25 protein-coding genes are annotated in these 22614 nt (G+C 63.6%); 23 read left to right on the top strand and 2 right to left on the bottom strand.

The genetic code is table 11. The annotated features are described in order from the left end of the window. Positions 1 to 26 precede the first annotated feature (26 nt). The gene (locus ACEN42_RS04810) at positions 27 to 989 is read left to right on the top strand and encodes a S49 family peptidase (protein ID WP_371880770.1); all 963 of its coding nucleotides are present in this window, start codon (positions 27 to 29) and stop codon (positions 987 to 989) included. Here ACEN42_RS04810 and ACEN42_RS04815 read toward each other — a convergent pair whose 3' ends face one another. After that, entirely contained in the window at positions 990 to 1709 is a 720-nt protein-coding gene (locus ACEN42_RS04815) for an SAM-dependent methyltransferase (protein WP_187605801.1), read from the bottom strand. It lies immediately after the preceding gene. Next, positions 1706 to 2323, bottom strand: coding sequence for a Maf-like protein (locus tag ACEN42_RS04820; protein ID WP_371880771.1), 618 nt, complete (start codon positions 2321 to 2323; stop codon positions 1706 to 1708). Before ACEN42_RS04820 ends, ACEN42_RS04815 begins: the two co-directional genes overlap by 4 nt. A 299-nt stretch (positions 2324 to 2622) precedes the next feature. On the opposite strand from ACEN42_RS04820, the gene ACEN42_RS04825 reads away from it, so the two are divergent. The 22 genes from ACEN42_RS04825 (at position 2623) to nagZ (ending at position 22574) form a co-directional block, all read left to right on the top strand. Beyond that, the gene (locus ACEN42_RS04825) at positions 2623 to 3246 is read left to right on the top strand and encodes a DUF177 domain-containing protein (protein WP_238215448.1); all 624 of its coding nucleotides are present in this window, start codon (positions 2623 to 2625) and stop codon (positions 3244 to 3246) included. Between the two features lie 119 nt (positions 3247 to 3365). Further along, positions 3366 to 3545, top strand: a complete 180-nt coding sequence (rpmF, locus tag ACEN42_RS04830) for a 50S ribosomal protein L32 (protein WP_035501683.1) — start codon at positions 3366 to 3368, stop codon at positions 3543 to 3545. A gap of 138 nt (positions 3546 to 3683) precedes the next feature. Further along, a complete protein-coding gene (gene plsX / locus ACEN42_RS04835) occupies positions 3684 to 4844 on the top strand; it encodes a phosphate acyltransferase PlsX (RefSeq protein WP_187605798.1) in 1161 nt (386 codons plus the stop codon). After that, complete coding sequence (locus ACEN42_RS04840) at positions 4844 to 5833, top strand: beta-ketoacyl-ACP synthase III (protein ID WP_371880772.1); 990 nt, start codon at positions 4844 to 4846, stop codon at positions 5831 to 5833. Before plsX ends, ACEN42_RS04840 begins: the two co-directional genes overlap by 1 nt. A gap of 131 nt (positions 5834 to 5964) precedes the next feature. Next, the gene (gene fabD, locus ACEN42_RS04845; RefSeq protein ID WP_371880773.1) at positions 5965 to 6897 is read left to right on the top strand and encodes an ACP S-malonyltransferase; all 933 of its coding nucleotides are present in this window, start codon (positions 5965 to 5967) and stop codon (positions 6895 to 6897) included. An 11-nt stretch (positions 6898 to 6908) separates the two neighbouring features. Next, complete coding sequence (gene fabG / locus ACEN42_RS04850; RefSeq protein ID WP_062267157.1) at positions 6909 to 7649, top strand: 3-oxoacyl-ACP reductase FabG; 741 nt, start codon at positions 6909 to 6911, stop codon at positions 7647 to 7649. Between the two features lie 249 nt (positions 7650 to 7898). Next, positions 7899 to 8138: an acyl carrier protein gene (acpP, locus tag ACEN42_RS04855; protein ID WP_004197638.1), complete on the top strand. Its 240-nt coding sequence runs from the start codon at positions 7899 to 7901 to the stop codon at positions 8136 to 8138. A 140-nt stretch (positions 8139 to 8278) separates the two neighbouring features. Then, complete coding sequence (fabF, locus tag ACEN42_RS04860; protein ID WP_371880774.1) at positions 8279 to 9517, top strand: beta-ketoacyl-ACP synthase II; 1239 nt, start codon at positions 8279 to 8281, stop codon at positions 9515 to 9517. A gap of 31 nt (positions 9518 to 9548) precedes the next feature. Continuing rightward, positions 9549 to 10016 carry a protein YgfX gene (locus tag ACEN42_RS04865; protein WP_371880775.1) on the top strand — a complete coding sequence of 156 codons (468 nt, stop codon included), beginning with the start codon at positions 9549 to 9551 and terminating at the stop codon, positions 10014 to 10016. Positions 10017 to 10111: 95 nt separating this feature from the next. Next, on the top strand, positions 10112 to 10711 hold the full coding sequence (gene rpoE, locus ACEN42_RS04870) for an RNA polymerase sigma factor RpoE (protein ID WP_371880776.1): 600 nt from the start codon (positions 10112 to 10114) through the stop codon (positions 10709 to 10711). Between the two features lie 80 nt (positions 10712 to 10791). Further along, positions 10792 to 11427: a sigma-E factor negative regulatory protein gene (locus ACEN42_RS04875; RefSeq protein ID WP_238215444.1), complete on the top strand. Its 636-nt coding sequence runs from the start codon at positions 10792 to 10794 to the stop codon at positions 11425 to 11427. A 4-nt stretch (positions 11428 to 11431) separates the two neighbouring features. Then, complete coding sequence (locus ACEN42_RS04880) at positions 11432 to 12475, top strand: MucB/RseB C-terminal domain-containing protein (RefSeq protein ID WP_187605794.1); 1044 nt, start codon at positions 11432 to 11434, stop codon at positions 12473 to 12475. Positions 12476 to 12497: 22 nt separating this feature from the next. Beyond that, positions 12498 to 14057, top strand: coding sequence for a DegQ family serine endoprotease (locus ACEN42_RS04885; protein WP_371880777.1), 1560 nt, complete (start codon positions 12498 to 12500; stop codon positions 14055 to 14057). A gap of 4 nt (positions 14058 to 14061) precedes the next feature. Continuing rightward, positions 14062 to 14322 (top strand): glutaredoxin family protein, encoded by a 261-nt coding sequence (locus tag ACEN42_RS04890; RefSeq protein WP_371880778.1) that lies wholly within the window; start codon positions 14062 to 14064, stop codon positions 14320 to 14322. 134 nt (positions 14323 to 14456) lie between these two features. After that, positions 14457 to 16247 (top strand): translation elongation factor 4, encoded by a 1791-nt coding sequence (lepA, locus tag ACEN42_RS04895; protein ID WP_035501666.1) that lies wholly within the window; start codon positions 14457 to 14459, stop codon positions 16245 to 16247. Positions 16248 to 16292: 45 nt separating this feature from the next. Beyond that, the gene (gene lepB / locus ACEN42_RS04900; protein ID WP_035501663.1) at positions 16293 to 17186 is read left to right on the top strand and encodes a signal peptidase I; all 894 of its coding nucleotides are present in this window, start codon (positions 16293 to 16295) and stop codon (positions 17184 to 17186) included. A gap of 163 nt (positions 17187 to 17349) precedes the next feature. Continuing rightward, positions 17350 to 18471, top strand: coding sequence for a ribonuclease III (rnc, locus tag ACEN42_RS04905; RefSeq protein WP_371880779.1), 1122 nt, complete (start codon positions 17350 to 17352; stop codon positions 18469 to 18471). Positions 18472 to 18530: 59 nt separating this feature from the next. Further along, positions 18531 to 19430: a GTPase Era gene (gene era, locus ACEN42_RS04910; RefSeq protein ID WP_238215425.1), complete on the top strand. Its 900-nt coding sequence runs from the start codon at positions 18531 to 18533 to the stop codon at positions 19428 to 19430. Between the two features lie 3 nt (positions 19431 to 19433). Beyond that, positions 19434 to 20324, top strand: a complete 891-nt coding sequence (gene recO, locus ACEN42_RS04915; RefSeq protein WP_371880780.1) for a DNA repair protein RecO — start codon at positions 19434 to 19436, stop codon at positions 20322 to 20324. Beyond that, on the top strand, positions 20321 to 21094 hold the full coding sequence (pdxJ, locus tag ACEN42_RS04920; RefSeq protein ID WP_371880781.1) for a pyridoxine 5'-phosphate synthase: 774 nt from the start codon (positions 20321 to 20323) through the stop codon (positions 21092 to 21094). Before recO ends, pdxJ begins: the two co-directional genes overlap by 4 nt. 7 nt (positions 21095 to 21101) lie before the next feature. Next, positions 21102 to 21506, top strand: a complete 405-nt coding sequence (gene acpS, locus ACEN42_RS04925; protein WP_371880782.1) for a holo-ACP synthase — start codon at positions 21102 to 21104, stop codon at positions 21504 to 21506. 39 nt (positions 21507 to 21545) lie between these two features. Further along, entirely contained in the window at positions 21546 to 22574 is a 1029-nt protein-coding gene (gene nagZ / locus ACEN42_RS04930) for a beta-N-acetylhexosaminidase (RefSeq protein WP_371880783.1), read from the top strand. Positions 22575 to 22614 lie beyond the last annotated feature (40 nt).

Consider the following 22614-nt stretch of genomic DNA (forward strand, 5'->3'; position numbering starts at 1 on the left):
CTCCCTTTTCATCACATCCATAACGCATGTCCGACAACATTCCGCCGCGCGGCAACGACAATTGGGAGCGCGACGCGCTCGAACGCATCGCGCTTGCCGCCATCCGCGAGCAGCGCGCCGCGCGGCGCTGGCGCATTTTCTTTCGCTTCGTGTTCCTTGGCGTGATCGCGCTGATCGCGTGGGGCGTGTTCGATTTCACCGGCGACCGCGTCGCGAAAGCCGGCAAGCACACGGCGCTCGTCGATTTGCAAGGCGAAATCTCCGCAAATAGCGATGCGAGCGCCGACAACATCGACGGGGCGCTTCAGAGCGCGTTCGAGGACGAAAACACGGCAGGCGTGATCCTGCGCATCAACAGCCCGGGCGGCAGTCCCGTACAGGCGGGCATCATCAACGGCGAGATCCGGCGGCTGCGCACGAAATATCCGAAGACTCCGCTGTACGTGGTCGTCGACGACATGTGCGCGTCGGGCGGCTATTACGTCGCAGCCGCGGCCGACAAAATTTACGTCGACCGGGCGAGCATCGTCGGCTCGATCGGCGTGCTGATGGATGGATTCGGCTTCACCGGTCTGATGGACAAGCTCGGGATCCAGCGCCGCATCCACACGTCGGGCGCGAACAAGGGCGCATTCGATCCGTTCTCGCCGGAAACGCCCGCGATGAACGCGCACGCGCAGGACATGCTCGACCAGATCCACGCGCAGTTCATCGACGCCGTGAAACTGGGGCGCGGAAAACGTCTGAAAGAGGATCCGGAGCTCTTTTCCGGCATGTTCTGGACGGGCGAGAAGAGCGTCGAACTCGGTCTCGCGGATGGTTTCGGCGACGCCAGCTACGTGGCGCGCGAGGTCATCAAGCAGCCGGATATCGTCGACTACACGCAGAAGGAGAGCATCAGCCAGCGTGTAGTGCGGCGCTTCGGCGCCTCGGTCGGCGATGCCGCCATGCGCGCGCTCACGCTCGGCGGCAAGCCCCAGTTGCGCTGATTACGACGCCAGCAGCAGAAAAATCGCCGGACGCTTGTGCAGCTCCGGCGCGCTCTGTTTCTTCCAGTCGGCCGCGGTGCGCGTGACGATGGTTTCGCCAGCCAACGTCAGATCGACGGCGACGCAGATCAGCGTCGACGGCGCGCAGGTGGCGATGAGCGTATCGAGCATCGCGCGATTCCGGTACGGCGTCTCGATGAAAATCTGCGTCTGATTGGCCTTGCGCGACAGTTGCTCCAATTCGCGCAGGCGCTTGCCGCGCTCGCTGGCGTCGACCGGCAGATAACCGTTGAACGCGAAACTCTGGCCGTTCATGCCCGAGGCCATCAGCGCGAGCAGAATCGAACTCGGACCGACGAACGGCACGACCTTCACGCCGCGCTGATGCGCGCGCCGCACGAGCAGGGCGCCCGGATCGGCCACGGCGGGGCAGCCGGCCTCCGAGACGAGTCCCGCGTCGGTGCCGGCGAGAATCGGCGCCAGTAGCTTGTCGATTTCGGCGGGCGGCGTGTTGACATTCAACTCGCGCACTTCGATTTCCTGAATCGGCCGCTCCGTTCCCACTTTCTTCAAAAACGCGCGCGTCGTTTTGGCGTTTTCTCCGATGTAGTACGCGAGCGCCGCCGCCTGCGCGCGCACCGGTTCGGGCAGGACGTGCGCGAGCGCGTCGGCGTCGCCTTCGCCGAGCGTATTCGGGATCAGATAGAGAACGCCGCTCATGCCGCCCCCAGAACCGGATATCCGGCGTTGACCAGCATGCCGGTCAGCGCAATCAGCGGCAAACCGATGAGCGCAGTCGGGTCGTTCGAGTCGATGGCTTCGAGAAGCGCGATGCCGAGGCCTTCCGCCTTCGCGCTGCCGGCGCAGTCATACGGCGTTTCGGCGCGCAGATAGGTTTCTATCTGCGCATCCGAATAGCGGCGAAATCGCACGCGGGTGACGATGTCGGCGGACTGCACGTCGCCCGTGCGGTTGTCGAACAGGCAGAGCGCGCTATGGAATTCGACGCTGCGGCCACGCATCGCCTGTAGCTGCGCGACGGCGTTTTCGTGCGTACCGGGCTTGCCGATCTGCTTGCCGTCGAAGGTCGCGACCTGATCGGAGCCGATCACGAGCGCGCTCGCATGGCCGTCGAGGCGCTCGGCGGCGGCGCGCGCCTTGGCGATCGCCAGCCGCACGGCGGTCGCTTCGGGCGTTTCGCTGGCGTGCGGCGTCTCATCGATATCGGGCGAGACGACGTCGAAAGGAATGCGCAGGCGCGCGAGCAACTCGCGCCGATAAGGTGAACTGGACGCCAGAATCAGGCGCGGCGGCGTTTTTGAAGCTTCGGACATGGAGCGAATCCGGCAAAAAAGGGTGTAAAAACGACGGGCGGCAGGTCCGCCCTTAAGTATTTGACTCGAAAGAATAAAGCCGATATGATTTTGGGCTTTTCATCGGTACTTGCGCGGCGAAGCTGTCTGCCCGGGCCGATGAGCCGGTGGAAGAAGGCCTTCAGCCAGGCTTTGCCAAGAAGCACGAATGTCGGCTCGATGCAAATTCGGGCAAGCCACGCGTTCCTCGATGTAGCATCGCGGTGCATACTGAGCATTCACCGGAAGCACTAACCAAGCAAGGCCAAGCAGGAGCGCACATGACTCAGAATCCTGGCAAACCTGTGAGCCCCGCCGATCTGCGCGCGCTCGACATTTACGACTTCGCCAAAAGCGGCAGGCAAGCGGCCGGCGCGCTGCGCTTGTCGCAGATGCCGCGCATGTTAGCCGAAGTCCCGGCTGAAGCGCCAGATCGCGACACCGTGTTCACGTGGCAGGGCGAGGGCTCGACCCAGCCGGAACTGCAGAACGACGGCACGGAGGCGCCGCAGCCGTATCTGCGCCTCGCGGTGCACGGCTCGGTGTGGCTCATGTGTCAACGCTGCCTTCAGCCGTATTCGCAACATCTCGATGTCGATGCAACGTATCGGATCGTGGCGACGGAGGAAGAAGCGGACGAGTTTCCGCTCGACGACGATGAAGTCGAAGTGATCGTAGGCTCGCGCCAGTTCGATCTCGTCGACTTGATCGAAGAGGAATTGTTGCTGTCCTTGCCGCTCGTGCCCAAGCACAACGTGTGTCCCGAGATCCACGAAAGTTTGCTCCCGGGCGATGCGGGCGACGAGTCGGATGAAAGCGGTGCGCAGGAAGAGGACGAAAAGCCGAATCCTTTTGCCGTGCTGGAGAAGCTGAAACAAAGCGGACCCGACGACAAGAAGCACTGAAATGGTTTTGTAGCACGCAACAAACTGGTAGCGCGATGTGCGCACCCGATGGCCGAACGGCCGAGGGCTGTCGGCGGATCGGGCTGTGTTAGAATTCGCAAAATTTTTCTGGAGTAATCATGGCAGTTCAGCAAAACAAGAAGTCGCCGTCGAAGCGCGGCATGCACCGTTCCCACGACTTCCTCACGACGGCTCCGCTGGCTGTCGAGCCGAGCACGGGTGAAGTGCATCTGCGCCACCACGTGAGCCCGAACGGCTACTATCGTGGCAAGAAAGTCATCAAGACGAAGAACGACTAAGCGTTCGTCGACGCTTGATGCGCCCGTCGGAACCGTTTTGCGGGCACGCGGGCGCAACTCGCTCTTGACACTTTCCCGGTACGACGAGAAGGCGGCATTTCACTGCCGCTTTTTTGTGCCCGAAATTCGTCGCGTTCCATGACTGTAAAGATAACCATCGACTGCATGGGAGGCGACCACGGTCCAGCCGTGACCGTTCCCGCTGCCGTCAATTTCGTGCGCTCGCATCCCGACGCGCACCTGATGCTCGTCGGTCTCGAGCAGCCCATTCGCGCTCAGTTGAAGAAGTCGAAGGCGCTCGACGACCCGCGCCTGACCATCGTTCCCGCAAGCGAAGTCGTCGCGATGGACGATCCGGTCGAAGTCGCGCTGCGCAAGAAAAAAGACTCCTCGATGCGCGTCGCGCTCAACCTCGTGAAGGAAGGCGAGGCGCAGACCTGCATTTCCGCCGGCAATACCGGCGCGCTCATGGCGGTGTCGCGCTATGTGCTGAAGACGCTCGCCGGTATCGAGCGTCCCGCCATCGCGTTCGCGATGCCGAGCCAGAAGGGCTACACCACCGTGCTCGACCTCGGCGCCAATGTCGATTGCGAACCCGAGCATCTGCTGCAATTCGCGGAAATGGGCCACGCGCTCGTGTCGGCGATCGAAGGCCGCGAGCGGCCCACCATCGGCCTGCTCAACATCGGCGAAGAAGTCATCAAGGGCAACGAAACGATCAAGCGCGCGGGCGAGCTTCTGCGCGCGAGCACGCTCAACTTCTACGGCAACGTGGAAGGCAACGACATCTACAAAGGCACGACCGATGTCGTCGTGTGCGATGGCTTCGTCGGCAATGTCGCGCTGAAGACTTCCGAAGGCCTCGCGAAGATGCTCGCCGACATCATCAAGGAAGAGTTCAGCCGCAACTTCGCCTCGAAGCTGATGGCGCTCGTCGCACTGCCCGTGCTCAAGCGCTTCAAGAAGCGTGTCGATCCCGCGCAATATAACGGCGCGGCATTGCTCGGCCTGCGCGGGCTGGTCATCAAGAGTCACGGTTCTGCCGAGGCCTTCGGGTTTGAGTGGGCTATCAAACGCGGGTATGATGCCGTCAAAAATGGCGTGCTCGAACGCCTGGTGCGCGCGATGGAAGAGAATGCGCCCGCCGCGCGCGAGGCCGGCGCGAACGCTCCCGCGTCCAGCGCGCCGGTTGCGGCGGATCAATCGATCCAGCCGCCTGCTGCACCGCTCAACTCACAGCCCAACTCGCAGCCGAACCCGCCGGGCGAGTCCGGTACTGCGCTACATTCGAAGGCATAATGGCTCATTCCAATCTTTACTCTCGCGTGCTGGGCACCGGCAGTTACCTGCCGTCCGAGCGCGTCACGAATCAGGACTTGGCGGACCGTCTCGCGAAGCAGGGCGTCGAGACGAATGACGAATGGATCGTCGCGCGCACCGGCATTCACGCACGCCATTTTGCCGCTCCGAACCAGACGACCAGCGATCTCGCGCTCGTCGCATCGCAGAGAGCGATCGAAGCGGCGGGCATCGATCCCCAATCGATCGACCTGATCATCGTCGCGACGTCCACACCGGACTTCGTGTTCCCGAGCACCGCCTGCCTGCTGCAGAACAAGCTGGGCATCAAGAACAACGGCGCGGCCTTCGACGTCCAGGCCGTATGCTCCGGTTTCGCGTACGGTGTCGCGACGGCCGACAGCTTCATTCGCAGCGGCATGAATCGCACCGCGCTCGTCGTCGGTGCGGAGACGTTCTCGCGGATTCTCGATTTCAACGATCGCACCACGTGCGTGCTGTTCGGCGACGGCGCCGGCGCAATCGTGCTGCAAGCGTCCGAAGAGCCGGGCGTGATGTCGAGCGCGCTGCACGCGGACGGCAGCTATTCCGACATTCTCTGCACGCCGGGCAATGTGAACGGTGGCGTAGTGGAAGGCCGCGCGTTCCTGCATATGGACGGGCAGGCCGTCTTCAAGCTCGCGGTCAACGTGCTCGAAAAGGTCGCGCTCGAAGCGCTCGACAAGGCGAAGCTCGCACCGGAAGACATCGACTGGCTGATCCCGCATCAGGCCAATATCCGCATCATGCAGAGCACCTGCCGCAAGCTGCATCTGCCGCCGGAGCGCATGGTCGTGACGGTCGGCGAGCACGGCAACACGTCGGCGGCATCGATTCCGCTCGCGTTCGACGTCGCGGTGCGCGACGGGCGCATCAAGCGCGGCGACAACGTGCTCATCGAAGGCGTGGGCGGCGGCTTCACGTGGGGCGCGTCGGTCATCCGCTACTGATCGTTTATCGATTCCCTCTACTCATTCGCAACTGATCCCGTCGTCACGATAGCCGCCACGCGCCACATGCGCGCGAGGCGTGTGCACAGACACCGACGACATCGCGGATCATTCCAATCAACGAGGACGATATGAAATTTGCGTTCGTTTTCCCCGGACAGGGCTCGCAGTCGATCGGCATGCTCAACGCATTCGCCGATCACGCCATCGTGCGCGAGACAGTGCAGCAGGCATCCGACGCGCTCGGCCAGGATCTCGGCAAGCTGATCGCCGAAGGCCCCGCCGAAGAGTTGAACCTGACGACGAACACGCAGCCCGTCATGCTGACGGCGGCCTACGCGATCTACCGCGTATGGGAAAAGGAAACGGGTTTGAAGCCGGCGCTCGTCGCGGGCCACAGTCTCGGCGAATACACCGCGCTCGTCGCGGCCGGCGCGCTCGCATTCGCGGACGCCGTGCCGCTCGTGCGTTTCCGCGCGCAGGCGATGCAGAGCGCCGTGCCGGTGGGCGAAGGCGGCATGGCCGCGATCCTCGGCCTCGATGACGACACCGTGCGCGCCGTGTGCGCGGAGGCGTCGTCGGCGGGTGTCGTCGAAGCGGTGAACTTCAACGCGCCCGCGCAGGTGGTGATCGCGGGTTCCAAGGCGGCTGTCGAGAAGGCGTGCGAAGTCGCCAAGGCGAAGGGCGCGAAGCGCGCGCTGCCGCTGCCGGTATCGGCGCCGTTCCATTCGTCCCTGCTCAAGCCCGCATCGGATAAGTTGCGCGGCTATCTCGCGAAGGTCGAGATCAAGGCGCCGCAGATTCCGCTGATCAATAACGTCGATGTCGCGATCGTTTCCGATCCCGTCGCGATCAAGGACGCGCTCGTGCGTCAGGCGGCCGGTCCGGTGCGCTGGGTCGAATGCGTGCAGGCGATGGCAAAAGAGGGCGTGACGCACGTCATCGAATGCGGTCCCGGCAAGGTGCTCGCGGGTCTGACGAAGCGTATCGACGGCAATCTCGTCGGCGGCTCGATCTTCGATCCGGCATCGCTCGAGGAAACGCGCAAACTGATCGCTGGCTGAGGAACAACGACATGAGTCTCCAGAATCAAGTAGCAATCGTCACGGGCGCGTCGCGCGGCATCGGACGCGCGATCGCGCTCGAACTCGCGAAGCAGGGCGCGACGGTCATCGGCACGGCGACGAGCGAAAGCGGCGCGGCCGGCATCGGCGAGGCGTTGCAGCAGGCGGGCGGCAAGGGCCGCGGCGCGGTGCTGAACGTGAACGACGCGGCCGCGGCGGACGCGTTCATCGACGGCATCGTGAAGGAATTCGGCGCGCTGAACGTGCTCGTCAACAACGCGGGCATCACGAAGGATCAGCTCGCGATGCGCATGAAGGACGACGAATTCGACGCCGTCATCGACACCAACCTGCGCGCGGTCTTCCGTCTGTCGCGCGCCGTGTTGCGCCCGATGATGAAGGCGCGCGGCGGCCGGATCATCAATATCACGTCGGTGGTCGGTTCGTCGGGCAATCCGGGGCAGGCGAATTACGCCGCCGCGAAGGCCGGCGTCGCGGGCATGACGCGCGCGCTTGCGCGCGAAATCGGCAGCCGCGGCATCACAGTGAACTGCGTCGCGCCGGGTTTCATCGATACGGACATGACCAAGGTCCTGCCGGAAGAGCAGCGGACCGCGCTCACGGCGTCTATCCCACTTGGCCGACTGGGCGCGCCGGAAGATATCGCGCATGCTGTGGCATTCCTGGCATCGCCGTTTGCCGGTTACATCACCGGTACGACGCTGCACGTGAACGGCGGCATGTACATGTAAGGCCTTAATAGGCATTTCGCGGAATTTCGCTTAATATCCGCGCCGGGACGGGCGCGCGAAATGCTCAAAAGAGCTTCGTGCGCACCGCTTCAGCGCGGCAGTAACAAATTAGTGCGACGTCAGCGGCAGCCCTCTTGATGAAGGGCGCCAGACGACGGAGCATGGAACTGACGCGCCGTATTTTGCGGGTCCAAACCTGATAAAATGCGCGCACTCGTATTTTTGAACTTTTTTCCCTCGGAGGGCTGCATGGACAACATCGAACAGCGCGTGAAGAAGATCGTCGCCGAACAACTGGGCGTGGCGGAAGCCGAAATCAAGAACGAAGCTTCGTTCGTGAACGATCTGGGCGCTGACTCGCTCGATACGGTCGAACTCGTGATGGCGCTGGAAGACGAATTCGGCATGGAAATTCCCGATGAAGAGGCCGAAAAGATCACCACGGTTCAGCAAGCGATCGATTACGCTCGCGCGAACGTCAAGGCCTGAGGCCGGACGCGCCAGCGACTCATCGCTCAACCAGCTTGATCGTCGCTGCAAACCGATTTGACAGCCACAGGGCACACAGGGCGGTTTCCTGTGGCCGCTGTGGCTTTTGTTTTTCGTCATTTTATGGATAAGGGGTTACCGTGAGCCGTCGTCGAGTTGTTGTTACAGGCCTGGGGCTCGTTTCGCCTGTCGGCAATACTGTTGCCGACGGCTGGGCCAATCTGGTCGCGGGCAAGTCGGGCATCGCCAATATCACGAAGTTCGATGCGACGAACTTTTCCACGCGTTTCGCCGGCGAGGTGAAGGGCTTCAACATCGAAGACTACATGCCCGCCAAAGAGGCGCGCCATATGGATACCTTCATCCATTTCGGCTTCGCCGCGGGCGTCCAGGCCATGCAGGACAGCGGCCTTGAGATCACCGATGAGAACTCGGAGCGCGTGGGCGTCGTGGTCGGCTCGGGCATCGGCGGTCTGCCGATGATCGAAGTCACGCAGACCGAGCTGCTCAATCGCGGTCCGCGCCGCATTTCGCCGTTCTTCGTGCCTGCGTCGATCATCAACATGATCTCCGGCCATTTGTCGATCCGCTTCGGCCTGAAGGGCCCGAACCTGTCGATGGTCACGGCCTGCACAACCGGCCTGCACTGCATCGGCGAGGCGTCGCGCCTGATCGAATACGGCGATGCGGACGTCATGATCGCCGGCGGCGCGGAAGCCACGGTTTCCCCGCTCGGCATCGGCGGCTTCGCGGCGGCGCGCGCGCTTTCGCAGCGCAACGACGACCCCGCGACGGCGAGCCGTCCGTGGGATACCGACCGTGACGGCTTCGTGCTCGGCGAAGGCGCCGGCGTGATGGTGCTCGAAGAGTACGAGCACGCGAAGAAGCGCGGCGCGAAAATCTATGCCGAGGTGCTCGGTTACGGCATGAGCGGCGACGCGTATCACATGACCGCACCGCCGGAAGACGGCGACGGCGGCCGCCGCGCGATGGTCAACGCAATGAAAAATGCGCGCATCAACGCGGACGAGGTGAATTACGTCAACGCGCACGGCACGTCGACGCCGCTTGGCGATATCGCGGAAACCATCGGCATCACGCGTGCGCTCGGCGATCAGGCGAAGAAGGTCGTCGTGAACTCCACCAAGTCCATGACCGGCCACTTGCTGGGCGGCGCGGGCGGGCTGGAGTCGGTTTTCACCGTGCTGGCCATTCACAATCAGGTGTCGCCGCCGACCATCAACATCTTCAACCAGGATCCGAAGTGCGACCTGGATTACTGCGCGAACACAGCGCGGGAAATGAAGATCGACGTGGCCGTGAAAAACTCGTTCGGCTTCGGCGGCACGAACGGCTCGCTCGTCTTCAAGCGCCACTGAGCACGGCGCGCTCGTCATCACGGGGATCGATATGACGGGCGCGTGCGTGGATCGGCCGCATCGGGAAACCGGCTCCGCGCCGGGCGTCGCGATGCGGCCGTCGCGTTTTATGCTCGGCGCGATGCTCGGATTCGCGAGCGTTGCGGGCGCGTCGGTGTTTCAGTGCGTCCTCGCGCAAGCGGAACACGCCGGGCATGCATTCGTGGCGTGCGGGGCGACATTGGCGGTGCTCGGGCTCGCGTCGTACCGATGGGTGCGGGCTCAGCCTTCGACCATCGGCTTGCTGCCGGACGGCCTCGCCGTCTGGAACCGGACCGGGGTGATGCGGTACACCTGTATCGCGGGATGCGCGCAATGGAGCGGTCGGCTCCTCGTACTGACCCTTCTGGACGCGCGCGAGCGGCGCGAAACGCTCGTCGTCGCAGCCGATTCGGTCGATGCCGGCACCTTTCGGCAACTCTCCGTACAGGCGCGCCGCGCCGCGGCTTCCCACCTGTAACGACTGTAACGGCGCATGAGCGTACCAGTTGCCTTACAGGCGGTAACGCTACAATAGCCCTCCGCGCAACACCCCAAGTTAAACGGATTTCACAGGTGAGCGAAAAAGAAATCGACCAATTGCTGGTCGAGCGTGTCCAGAAAGGTGAGAAGGCCGCGTTCGAACTGCTGGTCGCCAAATACCACCGCAAGATCATTCGACTGATCTCGCGCCTCGTGCGCGACCCCGCCGAAGTCGAGGACGTCGCCCAGGACGCCTTCATCAAGGCCTATCGCGCGCTTCCCCAATTTCGCGGCGAATCCGCGTTTTATACCTGGCTCTACCGGATTGCGGTCAACACCGCAAAGAACTACCTTGCGACACAGGGCCGCCGTGCTCCCACTTCTACCGAGGCCGATGCAGAAGAAGCGGAAACTTTCTCCGACGCGGACCAACTAAGGGATATCAACACGCCCGAGTCGATGTTGATGAGCAAGCAGATCGCCGAAACGGTCAATGCTGCGATGGCGCTGTTGCCGGAGGAATTGCGCACTGCCATCACGCTCAGGGAAATTGAAGGTCTGAGTTACGAGGAAATCGCCGAAATGATGGATTGCCCGATCGGCACCGTCAGATCGAGAATTTTTCGTGCTCGCGAAGCCATTGCGGCAAAATTGCGTCCGTTGTTGGACACTCCCGAAGGCAAGCGCTGGTAGGCGGCGGAATCCTCGGGGCAGGGACGCGATATCTGGGTTGGTGGTGTCACAACGGGGTGTGGTCAAAGATGGGGAGCATCATGGGGTCGGTCTCGATGCAGAATCAAACACAGACGGGTTCGCGCGGCGAGCGCATGTCGGCGTTCGTCGATGGTGAATCGCTCGATGAAATGGGTGATGTCAGCCAGTTTCTCGCGGAACTGAAAAACGGCGAACGCGCGGCTTGGTCGGCCTATCACCTGATCGGCGACGCCCTGCGTTCGGACGATCTCGCGGTCAGCCCGGCGCGCAGCAGTGCGTTCATGGCCGCATTCTCCGAGCGCTTCGAGGCCGAAGCGCATGTGCTGGCGCCAGCGGCGCTGCCCGCCGCAGCGGCGAAAGCGCGTGGCGGCATGCTGCGCCGTCGCGTGATGCCGGCCTTCGCGGTAGCGGCGGCGGCCGCCACATTGACGTGGATCGTAGTACCGCAATTGCAAGGCGTGGGCGGCCGCTCCGGCACACAGGTGGCGAGCGTCGCACCGGTGGATTCGATGCAGCGCGTCGCGCTCGCGTCGGTGCCGGCAGCAACCACGCGCTCGCCGATCGTGGAAGCGAACATCATCCGCGACGCCGATCTCGATCAATACCTCGAAGCGCATCAGCAATTCTCCCAGCAGCCCGCGATGCCCGGTTCCATGCCTTTGATTCGCGCAGCGGCTACGTCGCAGGGCCAATAATTTGATGCTGAATGTGCGGTTGAATAAAAAAAGTTACTGGGGGCGGCTGCCGGCGTTGATGCTCTGCGCAGCCGCGTTGTTGACAGCGGCAACCAGCTCCTATGCTCAGGGAGACGATCCCGCCGCCGTTCGCAAGACAGCCGCCAGCCTGCTCAACCGCATTCACGAAGCGGCCCAGCAGCAAAATTACGAAGGCACGTTCGTCTATCAACGCGGCGCGACGGTTCAATCGTCGCGCATCACGCACGTCGCCACTCGCGGCGACGGCGAATACGAATCGCTCGAAAGTCTCGATGGCGCGCAGCGCAAGATGCTGCGTCACGACGACGACATGTTCACGTTCGTACCCGAGCGACATCTTCTAGTCGTCGAGCATCGGCAAAACCGGGATTCCTTCCCGGCGCTGCTTTCGACCAGCGGCGACCAGGTGCTTTCCGTCTACGAGCCGAAGCTTCTGGGCAACGATCGCGTCGCGGGCGTCGAAAGCCAGGTGCTGGAGCTCGATCCGAAAGATTCCTATCGATTCGCCTACAAGCTCTGGGCCGACGCGAAGACCGGCTTGCTGCTGCGCGCGCAGACGCTCGATCCGGACGGTCAGGTGCTCGAGCAGCTTTCGTTCTCGCAAGTGCGCATCGGCGGGCCTATCGACAAGACGCCGATCGCGAACGGCATTCGCGGCACGTCGGGCTGGACCATCGTGCGGCCGCCCGTGCAGCCCGTCGACATGGAAGCGCAAGGCTGGCAACTGACGCCGAATATCGCGGGTTTTCGCAAGATTCGCGAGCTTCGCCGTCCGATGGCGTCGAGCCAGCAGGGTCAGCCGCCGATTCCGGTCGATCAGGCCGTGTTTTCCGACGGACTCGCGACGATCTCCGTTTTTGTCGAGCCGGTCGAGAAAAATACGCGCAAGGAAGGCGCGGGCAATAGCGGCGCCACGCATGTTCTGGTGAAGCGCCGTGGGGATTTCTGGATCACCTTGCTAGGTGAAGTGCCGCAAGCCACATTGCAGCAATTTGCTTCTACCATAGAATACAAGCCTTCCAAGTAATCCAGATCCCGGCCTCCAACATATGAGCAACTTCTCGCTGCGCAAGTTCATCGCGGCCGCGGCGCTCGCCGTGTGCCTGCCGTTCGTATCGCAATCTGCGTCAGCGGTGCCCACGGTGAACCTGCCGGACTTCACGACGCTCGTCGACAAGGTGGGGCCCTCGGTCGTGAACATTCGCACGACCTCGCGCGTGGGTTCAAGCAGCGATCTGCGCGGCCTGCCGCCGGGTCTCGATGAAGGCGACATGTCCGAGTTCTTTCGCCGCTTCTTCGGCATTCCAATGCCCGGCCAGCCTCCGCGCGGCGGCGGCGGCGGCGGCGGCGGCGGTGGTGGCGGCGGCGGCAACAACGGCGGCGGCAGCGGTGGCGACCAGGGCAAGGGCGGCAGTCGCAGCGCGCCGGACGACAACCAGGACAACTCGGAGCAGAGCAGCGGCGTCGGCTCGGGCTTCATCCTGTCGACCGACGGTTACGTGATGACCAATGCGCACGTCGTCGACGATGCGGACACCATCTACGTCACGCTCACCGACAAGCGCGAGTTCAAGGCGCGGCTCGTCGGCGTCGACGAGCGCACGGACGTGGCCGTCGTGAAGATCAGCGCGACGAATCTGCCGGCGATCACCATCGGCGATTCGAACAAGGTGCGCGTCGGCGAATGGGTGCTCGCGATCGGTTCGCCGTTCGGCCTGGACAACACGGTGACCGCGGGCATCGTCAGCGCGAAAGGGCGCGACACGGGCGATTACCTGCCGTTCATCCAGACCGATGTCGCCGTGAATCCGGGCAACTCGGGCGGTCCGCTCATCAACATGGCGGGCGAGGTGATCGGCATCAACTCGCAGATCTACAGCCGCACTGGCGGCTTCATGGGCATTTCGTTCGCGATTCCGATCGATGAAGCGATGCGCGTGGCGGATCAGTTGAAGACGTCGGGCAAGGTCGTGCGCGGGCGCATCGCGGTCGCGATCGGCGAAGTGACGAAGGATGTCGCCGATTCGCTCGGGCTGGCGAAGGCACAGGGCGCACTCGTGTCGAGCGTCGAATCGGGTGGTCCGGCCGATAAGGCAGGCGTGCAGCCGGGCGACATCATCCTGAAGTTCAACGGCCAGAATGTCGAGACCGCGACCGATTTGCCGCGCATGGTCGGCGATACGAAGCCCGGCACGAAGACCACGCTGACGATCTGGCGCAAGGGCCAGACGCGCGATCTGTCGGTGACGATCGCCGAGATGCAGCCGGACAAGGTCGCGAAGACCGAGCAGAAGAAGGCGCCGCAACCGAAGGAGCGCGCAAGCAATTCGCTCGGTATGGCGGTGAGCGACATTCCGGCGGATCAGAAGAAGGCGCTCAAGCTGTCGAGCGGCGTTCAGGTCGATGCCGTCGAAGGGCCGGCGGCGCGCGCGGGCTTCCAGAAGGGCGACATCGTTATGCGCATCGGCGATACGGATATCACGAGCGCGAAGCAGTTCCAGGAAGTCGCGCAAGGTCTGGACGCCAGCAAGATGGTCGCGATTCTCGTGCGTCGCGGCGACAACACGCAGTTCGTGCCGCTGCGCCCGCGCGTGCCGGCGCAGAAGTAAGCGCATGACCTCGGTTTCGGGCGTGCCTTTTGTCCTGTACGGGCGCGCCTGGTGTCATCTGTGCGAGGACATGCGGGCCGAACTGGCGCCGATCGCCGCGCGGCACGGCCGGGGCGTCGAATGGATCGACATCGATGAAGATCCGCTGCTGGAGGCGCGCTACGACGAGCGCGTGCCGGTGCTCACGCTCGACGGCGTCGAGTTGTGCCAGTACCGGCTCGACCCGCGCGCCGTGTACGCGGCGCTCGGCGCGCGTGAGCCGTGAGTCCGGCAGAGGCGAAATCCGCCGGGGCAACCCTGTTTTCGGCTAAAATGCTGAAGTTTTCCCCAAATTTTCAAGGCGTGCTCCGCGTTGGTGAGGGCGCGCCTTTTTCGCTTTTTTCGGGCTTGCGGCACTGAATGGACCATATTCGTAACTTCTCGATCATTGCGCACATCGACCACGGCAAGTCGACGCTCGCCGACCGCATCATCCAGTTGTGCGGCGGCTTGTCCGACCGTGAGATGGAAGCGCAGGTGCTCGATTCGATGGACCTCGAGCGCGAGCGCGGCATCACGATCAAGGCGCAAACTGCGGCGCTCACCTACAAGGCGCGTGACGGCAAGGTCTACAACCTGAACCTGATCGACACGCCGGGGCACGTCGACTTCTCCTACGAAGTCAGCCGCTCGCTGTCCGCGTGCGAGGGCGCGCTCCTCGTCGTCGATGCGAGTCAGGGCGTCGAGGCGCAAACCGTCGCGAACTGCTACACCGCGATCGAACTGGGCGTCGAAGTCGTGCCGGTGCTGAACAAGATCGACCTGCCGGCGGCGAATCCCGAGAACGCGATCTCCGAAATCGAGGACGTGATCGGCATCGACGCGACCGACGCCGTGCATTGCAGCGCGAAAACCGGTCTGGGCGTCGAAGACGTGCTCGAATCGCTGATCGCGAAGGTGCCGCCGCCGAAGGGCGACACGGAAGCGCCGCTGCAGGCGCTCATCATCGATTCGTGGTTCGACAACTACGTCGGCGTCGTGATGCTGGTGCGCATCGTCAATGGCACGCTGAAGCCGAAAGACAAGATCAAGATGATGGCGACCGGTGCGCAATACCCGGTCGAGCACGTCGGCGTGTTCGCGCCGAAGTCGACGAACCTCGCGCAGCTTTCGGCGGGGCAGGTGGGCTTCGTGATCGCGGGCATCAAGGAACTGACGGCCGCGAAAGTGGGCGATACCGTCACGCTCTCGACCCGCGCCGCCGAAGCGCCGCTGCCGGGCTTCAAGGAAGTGAAGCCGCAGGTTTTCGCCGGGCTCTATCCGGTCGAGGCGAACCAGTACGACGCGCTGCGCGAATCGCTCGAAAAGCTGAAGCTCAACGATGCATCGCTGCAATACGAGCCTGAAGTGTCGCAGGCGCTCGGCTTCGGTTTCCGCTGCGGCTTTCTCGGTCTGCTGCACATGGAAATCGTGCAGGAGCGGCTCGAGCGCGAGTTCGACATGGACCTCATCACCACGGCGCCGACGGTGATCTACCAGGTCGTGCAGCGCGACGGCACGACCATCTCCGTCGAAAACCCGGCGAAGATGCCGGAGCCGCCGAAGATCGAGGAAGTGCGCGAGCCGATCGTCACCGTGAACCTGTACATGCCGCAGGAATATGTCGGCTCGGTCATCACGCTGTGCACGAACAAGCGCGGCCAGCAGATCAACATGCAGTATCACGGCCGTCAGGTGCAGTTGACCTACGAAATCCCGATGGCGGAAATCGTGCTCGACTTCTTCGACCGCCTGAAGTCGACGTCGCGCGGCTATGCGTCGATGGACTACGAATTCAAGGAATATCGCGCGGCCGATGTAGTCAAGGTGGATATGCTCATCAACGGCGACAAGGTCGATGCGCTGTCGGTCATCGTGCACCGCTCGCAGAGCCAGCATCGCGGCCGCGAAGTGGCGTCGAAGATGCGCGAGCTGATTCCGCGTCAGATGTACGACGTCGCGATTCAGGCGACCATCGGCTCGAACATCATCGCGCGCGAGAACATCAAGGCGTTGCGCAAGAACGTGCTTGCGAAATGCTACGGCGGCGACATCTCGCGCAAGAAGAAGCTGCTCGAAAAGCAGAAGGCCGGCAAGAAGCGCATGAAGCAGGTCGGTTCGGTCGAAATCCCGCAAGAGGCTTTCCTGGCGATTCTGCGCGTCGATGAATGACGCTGGCGCCGCGAGGCAAACAACGATAACAACCGGAAGCGATTGATGAATTTCGCATTGATTCTTTTGATTCTCGTCGTATTGACGGGTATTGCATGGGTGCTGGACAAACTGGTGTTTCTGCCGCAACGGCGGCGCGCCGCCGAGGCCGCGGTGGCCGAGTTCGATCGCCAGCAGGAGCGTGTCGGCGAGCGTTTCGCCGATGAGAACGCCGCGCAGACGCGCGCCCGCTTGCGCGACGACAAGCTCCGCCAACCGTGGTGGCTCGAATACACGGCGAGCTTCTTTCCGGTGATTCTCGCGGTGTTCGTGGTGCGCTCGTTCATCATCGAGCCTTTCAAGATTCCGTCCGGCTCGATGGTTCCGACCTTGCTCGTCGGCGACTTCATCCTCGTGAACAAGTACGAGTACGGCCTGCGCATGCCGATCACCAACACGAAGATGACGAACGGCGGCCCGCTCAAGCGCGGCGACGTCGTGGTGTTCCGCTACCCGAAGGACGAGTCGGTCGACTACATCAAGCGTGTGATCGGTCTGCCGGGCGACACTGTCGCGTATGAAGACAAGAAGCTCACGATCAACGGCAAGCCGGTGCCCGAAACACCGCTGCCGGACTATTTCGACGACGAGCGCATCGGTTACGCGAAGCAGTTCGAGGAAGACCTCGACGGACGCAAGAACGCGATCCTGAACAATCCGCAGGTGCCGCCGTTCGTCGTCGGCGCGGACGACTTCCCGTTTCGCGACAACTGCAACTACAACGCGCAGGGCGTCACGTGCAAGGTGCCGCCGGGCAACTACTTCATGATGGGCGATAACCGCGACAACAGCGCGGACAGCCGCTACTGGGGCTTCGTGCCGGACAAGAATATCGTCGGGCGCGCGTTCTTCATCTGGATGAACTTCAGCAACCTGAAGCGCATCGGCTCGTTCCAGTGATATGCGCAACGCCGGCTCGTCCCGATAAGACCGCCGGCGTTCGTCTCGATAAAAACAAGCTTCGAAACGGCGTGAAGAAGCGCGGCTAACACCGTCTCGCCACGCGTTTTCCGGCGTGGACCGGCGGAATCGTCCGCCCGCGCGCCCGCGTTATACTCTCTCCATGCCATCTTCTCCGTTGGAAAGCCGGCTGCGGTACGAATTTCGCAATGCGGAATTACTGCGCCAGGCGATGACCCACCGCAGTCACAGCGCCACGCACAATGAACGGCTCGAATTTCTCGGCGATTCCGTTCTAAATTGCGTGGTGGCGGCGCTTTTGTTCCAACGATTCGGCAAACTCGACGAAGGCGACCTGTCGCGCGTGCGTGCGAATCTTGTCAAACAGCAGTCGCTTTACGAAATCGCGCAGGCGCTCAACGTGTCCGAAGGCTTGCGGCTCGGCGAAGGCGAACTGCGCAGCGGCGGCTTCCGCCGTCCGTCGATTCTCGCCGATACCCTCGAAGCCATCTTCGGCGCGATCTTCCTCGACGGCGGTTTCGACGCCGCGTACACGGTCATCAAGCGGCTCTACACGCCGGTGCTCGATCACATCGATCCGCGCACTATCGGCAAGGATGCGAAGACGCTGCTGCAGGAATATCTCCAGGGACACAAGATCGCGCTGCCGACTTACACGGTCATCGCGACTCACGGCGCCGCGCACAATCAGCAGTTCGAAGTCGAATGCACGGTGCCGAAGCTCGACGTGAAGGTGTCGGGTTCCGGCGCGAGCCGCCGCGCTGCCGAACAGGCTGCGGCCAAAAAAGCGCTCGACGAAGTGGCGGCCGCCGCGCCGACGCTCGGCGTGAAGCCGAAGCGCAAGGGCGCGCGCGCCGCGAAGCTGGTCGAACCGGAAGTGGTGCCCGGCGTCACCGGCATCCAGACGGCGCTCGATCTGCGTTCTCCCGACCGGCGCGAGCGCCATCATGGTCCGCACGGCGCGCAATCCGCTGCGCAGGAACGCCCGGCCACCGCGCCGCTCGCCGTGATCCGCGCGACGCATGTTGAGCCGTCCGCGAGCGCCTACGCAGCCGCCGACAAAACCGAACGCGCCGTGATCCACAAGCCGGAAAAAGCGGCGAAGAGCGATTCGACCGAGCCGCCCGAGCGCAGCGCGAACGCGGACAAGCCCGCACCTTCCAACGATCGCGAAGACAATTCCGCAGCCGACACCGAAACGAGTAACGCCGCAGGCCCCGATGCGACCAGCCACGTCGTGCGCGCCGCCGACGCCGGCCACTGACGCGTGCCGCCGCGCCTATCGCGCACACGCGCCCCAACGATTTATTGCCGCACACATCTATGAACGCTCCTACTTCTTCTGGTTTCCGCTGCGGCATGGTCGCGATCGTCGGCCGTCCGAACGTCGGCAAGTCGACGCTGATGAACGCGCTCGTCGGTCAGAAGGTGAGCATCACCTCGCGCAAGGCGCAGACGACTCGCCATCGCATCACCGGCATCAATACGTTCGAGGACGCGCAGTACATCTTCGTCGATACGCCCGGTTTCCAGACGCGCCACAGCGGCGCGCTCAACCGCTCGCTGAACCGCGCGGTGACGTCGACGCTGACTTCCGTCGATGCGATTCTCTTCGTGATCGAAGCGGGCCGTTTCGGTCCCGACGACCAGAAAGTGCTCGACCTGATTCCGGCCGGCACGCCCACGCTGCTGATCGCGAACAAGCTCGATCGCGTCGGCGACAAGGATTCGCTCTTTCCCTTCATGCAGCAGATGTCGGCGCTGCGTGACTTCCGCGAGATCGTGCCGCTGTCGGCCAAGCATCCCGAGGACATCAAGCGGCTCATGTCGGTCATCAAGCCCTATCTGCCGGAAGGCGAGCCGATCTACGGCGAGGACGATCTGACCGATCGGAGCGAGCGCTTCCTCGCGGCCGAAATCCTGCGCGAGAAGGTTTTTCGCTGGACCGGCGACGAGTTGCCGTACACGAGCACGGTGCTCATCGACAAATTCGAAACCGAAGGGCGTCTGCGCCGCGTCTTCGCGACGATTCTCGTCGACCGCGACACCCACAAGGCGATGATCATCGGCCAGAAGGGCGCGAAGCTGAAGCAGATCAGCACGGAAGCGCGACTCGACATGGAGAAGCTCTTCGATGGCCCCGTGTATCTCGAGACCTTCGTCAAGGTGAAGAGCGGCTGGGCGGATAACGAAGCGGGCCTGCGCGCATACGGCTACGAGTGATGCATGGACGACGGCTCGAACGGCGCCCGGATGATTCCACCCGCCGATGATCGTCCCGCCGACGATTTCGACGCGGACGAGCGCCCGGCCGCGCGCGCCGTGCCGAAGCCCAGGCGGACGTCATCGTCATCGTCCGTTGCCGGGAGCGGCGAGAAGCGGCCGCGCGCCGCGCCGCGCTCCGACTTTCGTATCGCCGAGCAGCCGGGCTTCGTGCTGCACAGCTATCCGTATCGCGAGACGAGCCTCATCATCGATGTGTTTTCGCGCGATTTCGGCCGCGTCGCGCTCGTCGCGAAAGGCGCGAAGCGCCCGCATTCCGCGCTGCGCGGCGTGCTGCAGACGTTTCAGCCGCTGGGCCTCTCCTGGTCCGGCAAGGGCGAAGTCCGCACGCTGACGACCGCCGAATGGGTCGGCGGCATGCTGCCGCTGGCCGGCGACGCGTTGCTTTGCGGCTTCTACGTGAACGAGCTGCTCGTCAAGTTCTGCGCGCGCGAAGACGCGCATCCGGCGCTCTTCAATCATTACGTGCTGACGCTTTCGCGCCTCGCGCACGACGAGCCCGCCGTGCAGGTATTGCGCTCGTTCGAGCGCGTGCTTCTGCGCGAAACCGGCTATGCGATGAATCTCACGCGCACCGTCACGCGCCAGCCGGTCGTGGCCGAAGGCCGCTATGTGTTCGATCCGGACCGCGGCGTGCGCGAAGCGTCCGACGATCTTCCCGCACCCTGGCCGGTGATTTCGGGGCAGACGCTCATCGACATGGAACGCGACGACTACACCAGTCCGCAGACGGCTGCGCAAAGCAAAACGCTGATGCGCTTCCTGCTGAACCATTACCTGGGCGGCACGCCGCTCGCCACCCGTCAGATATTGATCGACCTGCAAAAACTATGAGCTTCTTTCTCTCATCGCCAGCGAGCGTGATCGATCTGGGCGTGAACATCGATCACGTTGCCACGTTGCGCAATGCGCGCGGCACGTCGTATCCCGATCCGATCCGCGCGGCGCTCGCCGCCGAGGAAGCGGGCGCCGACGTCATCACCCTGCACTTGCGCGAGGATCGCCGCCATATCGTGGATGCCGATGTGCGCACGCTGCGACCGCTTTTGAAAACGCGCATGAATCTCGAGTGCGCGGTGACGCGCGAGATGCTCGACATCGCGTGCGAGATCAGGCCGCACGATGTCTGCCTCGTGCCGGAAAAGCGCCAGGAGGTGACGACCGAAGGCGGCCTCGATGTCGCAGGCCGCTTCGAGGAGGTGAAGGCCGCGTGCCGGCAGCTTGCCGACGCGGGCGCGCGCGTATCGCTTTTCATCGATCCGGACGAGACGCAGATTCGCGCCGCGCACGAAGCCGGCGCGCCGGTGATCGAACTGCACACGGGCCGATATGCCGAAGCCCACGACGAAGCCGAACAGCAGCGCGAGTTCGAGCGCGTCGCGGCGAGCGTCGATTTCGGCAACTCGCTCGGGCTCAAGGTGAACGCGGGCCACGGACTGCACTACACGAACGTGCAGGCGATCGCCGCGCTGCCGGGCATCGTCGAGCTGAACATCGGGCACGCGATCGTCGCGCATTCGATTTTCGCGGGCTGGGACAATGCCGTGCGCGAGATGAAGGCGATCATGGTCGCGTCGCGCCTCGCGTCGATCCACGCCCGCTGAGCACGTCATGGCCATCTACGGAATCGGCACGGACGTCGTGCAGGTGAGCCGCGTCGCGGCGGTGATGAGGCGCACGAAAGGACGCTTCGCCGAAAAGGTGCTCGGCCCCGACGAGTTACGCATCTATCACGCGCGCAACGCGCGCTCGGAAGTACGCGGCCTCGCGTTTCTCGCGACGCGCTTTTCGGCCAAGGAAGCGTTCTCGAAGGCGATCGGCCTCGGCATGCGCTGGCCGATGACGTGGCGCGCGCTGCAGACGCTCAGCGAGCCGAGCGGCAAGCCGATGATCGCCGCGTCCGGCGAGCTGGCCGAATGGCTCGCGCAACGCGGCATCACGGCGAAGGTCACGGTCAGCGACGAGCGTGACTACGCGGTGTCGTTCGTCATCGCGGAAGTGCCCGATCAGGCCTGAGTTCAATCCAACTAACGCACAAGAAACCAATTGAATCCGATGAAACGCACTCCCGGGCCCGTCATGTTCGACGTCGCCGGCACGACGCTGAACGACGCGGATATCGAGCGCCTCACCCATTCGATGACCGGCGGCATCATTCTGTTCGCGCGGCATTTCGAGAACCGCGCGCAGCTCGTCGCACTGACGGATGCGATCCGCGCGGTGCGCGACGATATCCTGATCGCCGTCGATCACGAAGGCGGGCGCGTGCAGCGCTTTCGCACCGACGGCTTCACGGTGCTGCCCGCGCCGGGCAAGCTCGGCGAGTTGTGGGACCGCGACGTGCTCGCCGCGACGAAAGCTGCGACCGCGTTCGGCTACGTGCTCGCGGCGGAGTTGCGCGCGTGCGGCATCGACATGAGCTTCACGCCGGTGCTCGATCTGAATTACGGACAGTCGAAGGTCGTCGGCGATCGCGCGCTGCACAGCGATCCGCGCGTCGTGACCATGCTCGCGAAGAGCCTGAATCACGGCCTCGCGCTCGCCGGCATGGCGAACTGCGGCAAGCACTTTCCGGGTCACGGTTTCGCCGAAGCCGATTCGCACGTCGCGCTGCCGACCGACGATCGCACGCTCGAAGAAATCCTCGCCACCGACGTGCGTCCGTATGACTGGCTCGGCATGTCGCTGTCATCGGTGATTCCCGCGCACGTCATCTATACGCAGGTCGACGATAAGCCCGCCGGCTTTTCGCGCATCTGGCTGCAGGACATCCTGCGCGGCAAGCTCGGCTTCAACGGCGCGATCTTCAGCGACGACCTTTCGATGGAAGCGGCCCGCGCGGGCGGCACGCTCACCGAAGCGGCCACTGCCGCGCTGACGGCGGGCTGCGACATGGTGCTGATCTGCAATCAGCCGGACGAGGCGGGCAAGGTGCTGGAGCAGTTGCGCTATACGCCGCCGAAGGCATCGGAGCAGCGCCTGAGGCAGATGCGTCCGCGCGGCAAGGCGCTGCGCTGGAGCAAGCTGCAGGCGCACGCCGACTATCAGGCGGCGCGCGCACTCGTCAAAGAGATGCTCGGCTAAAACGAAAACGCCACGACCTGAATCGTGGCGTTTTGCTTTC

It is taken from the genome of Caballeronia sp. S22 (genome assembly GCF_964261745.1).
Taxonomy (GTDB): Bacteria; Pseudomonadota; Gammaproteobacteria; order Burkholderiales; family Burkholderiaceae; genus Caballeronia; species Caballeronia jiangsuensis.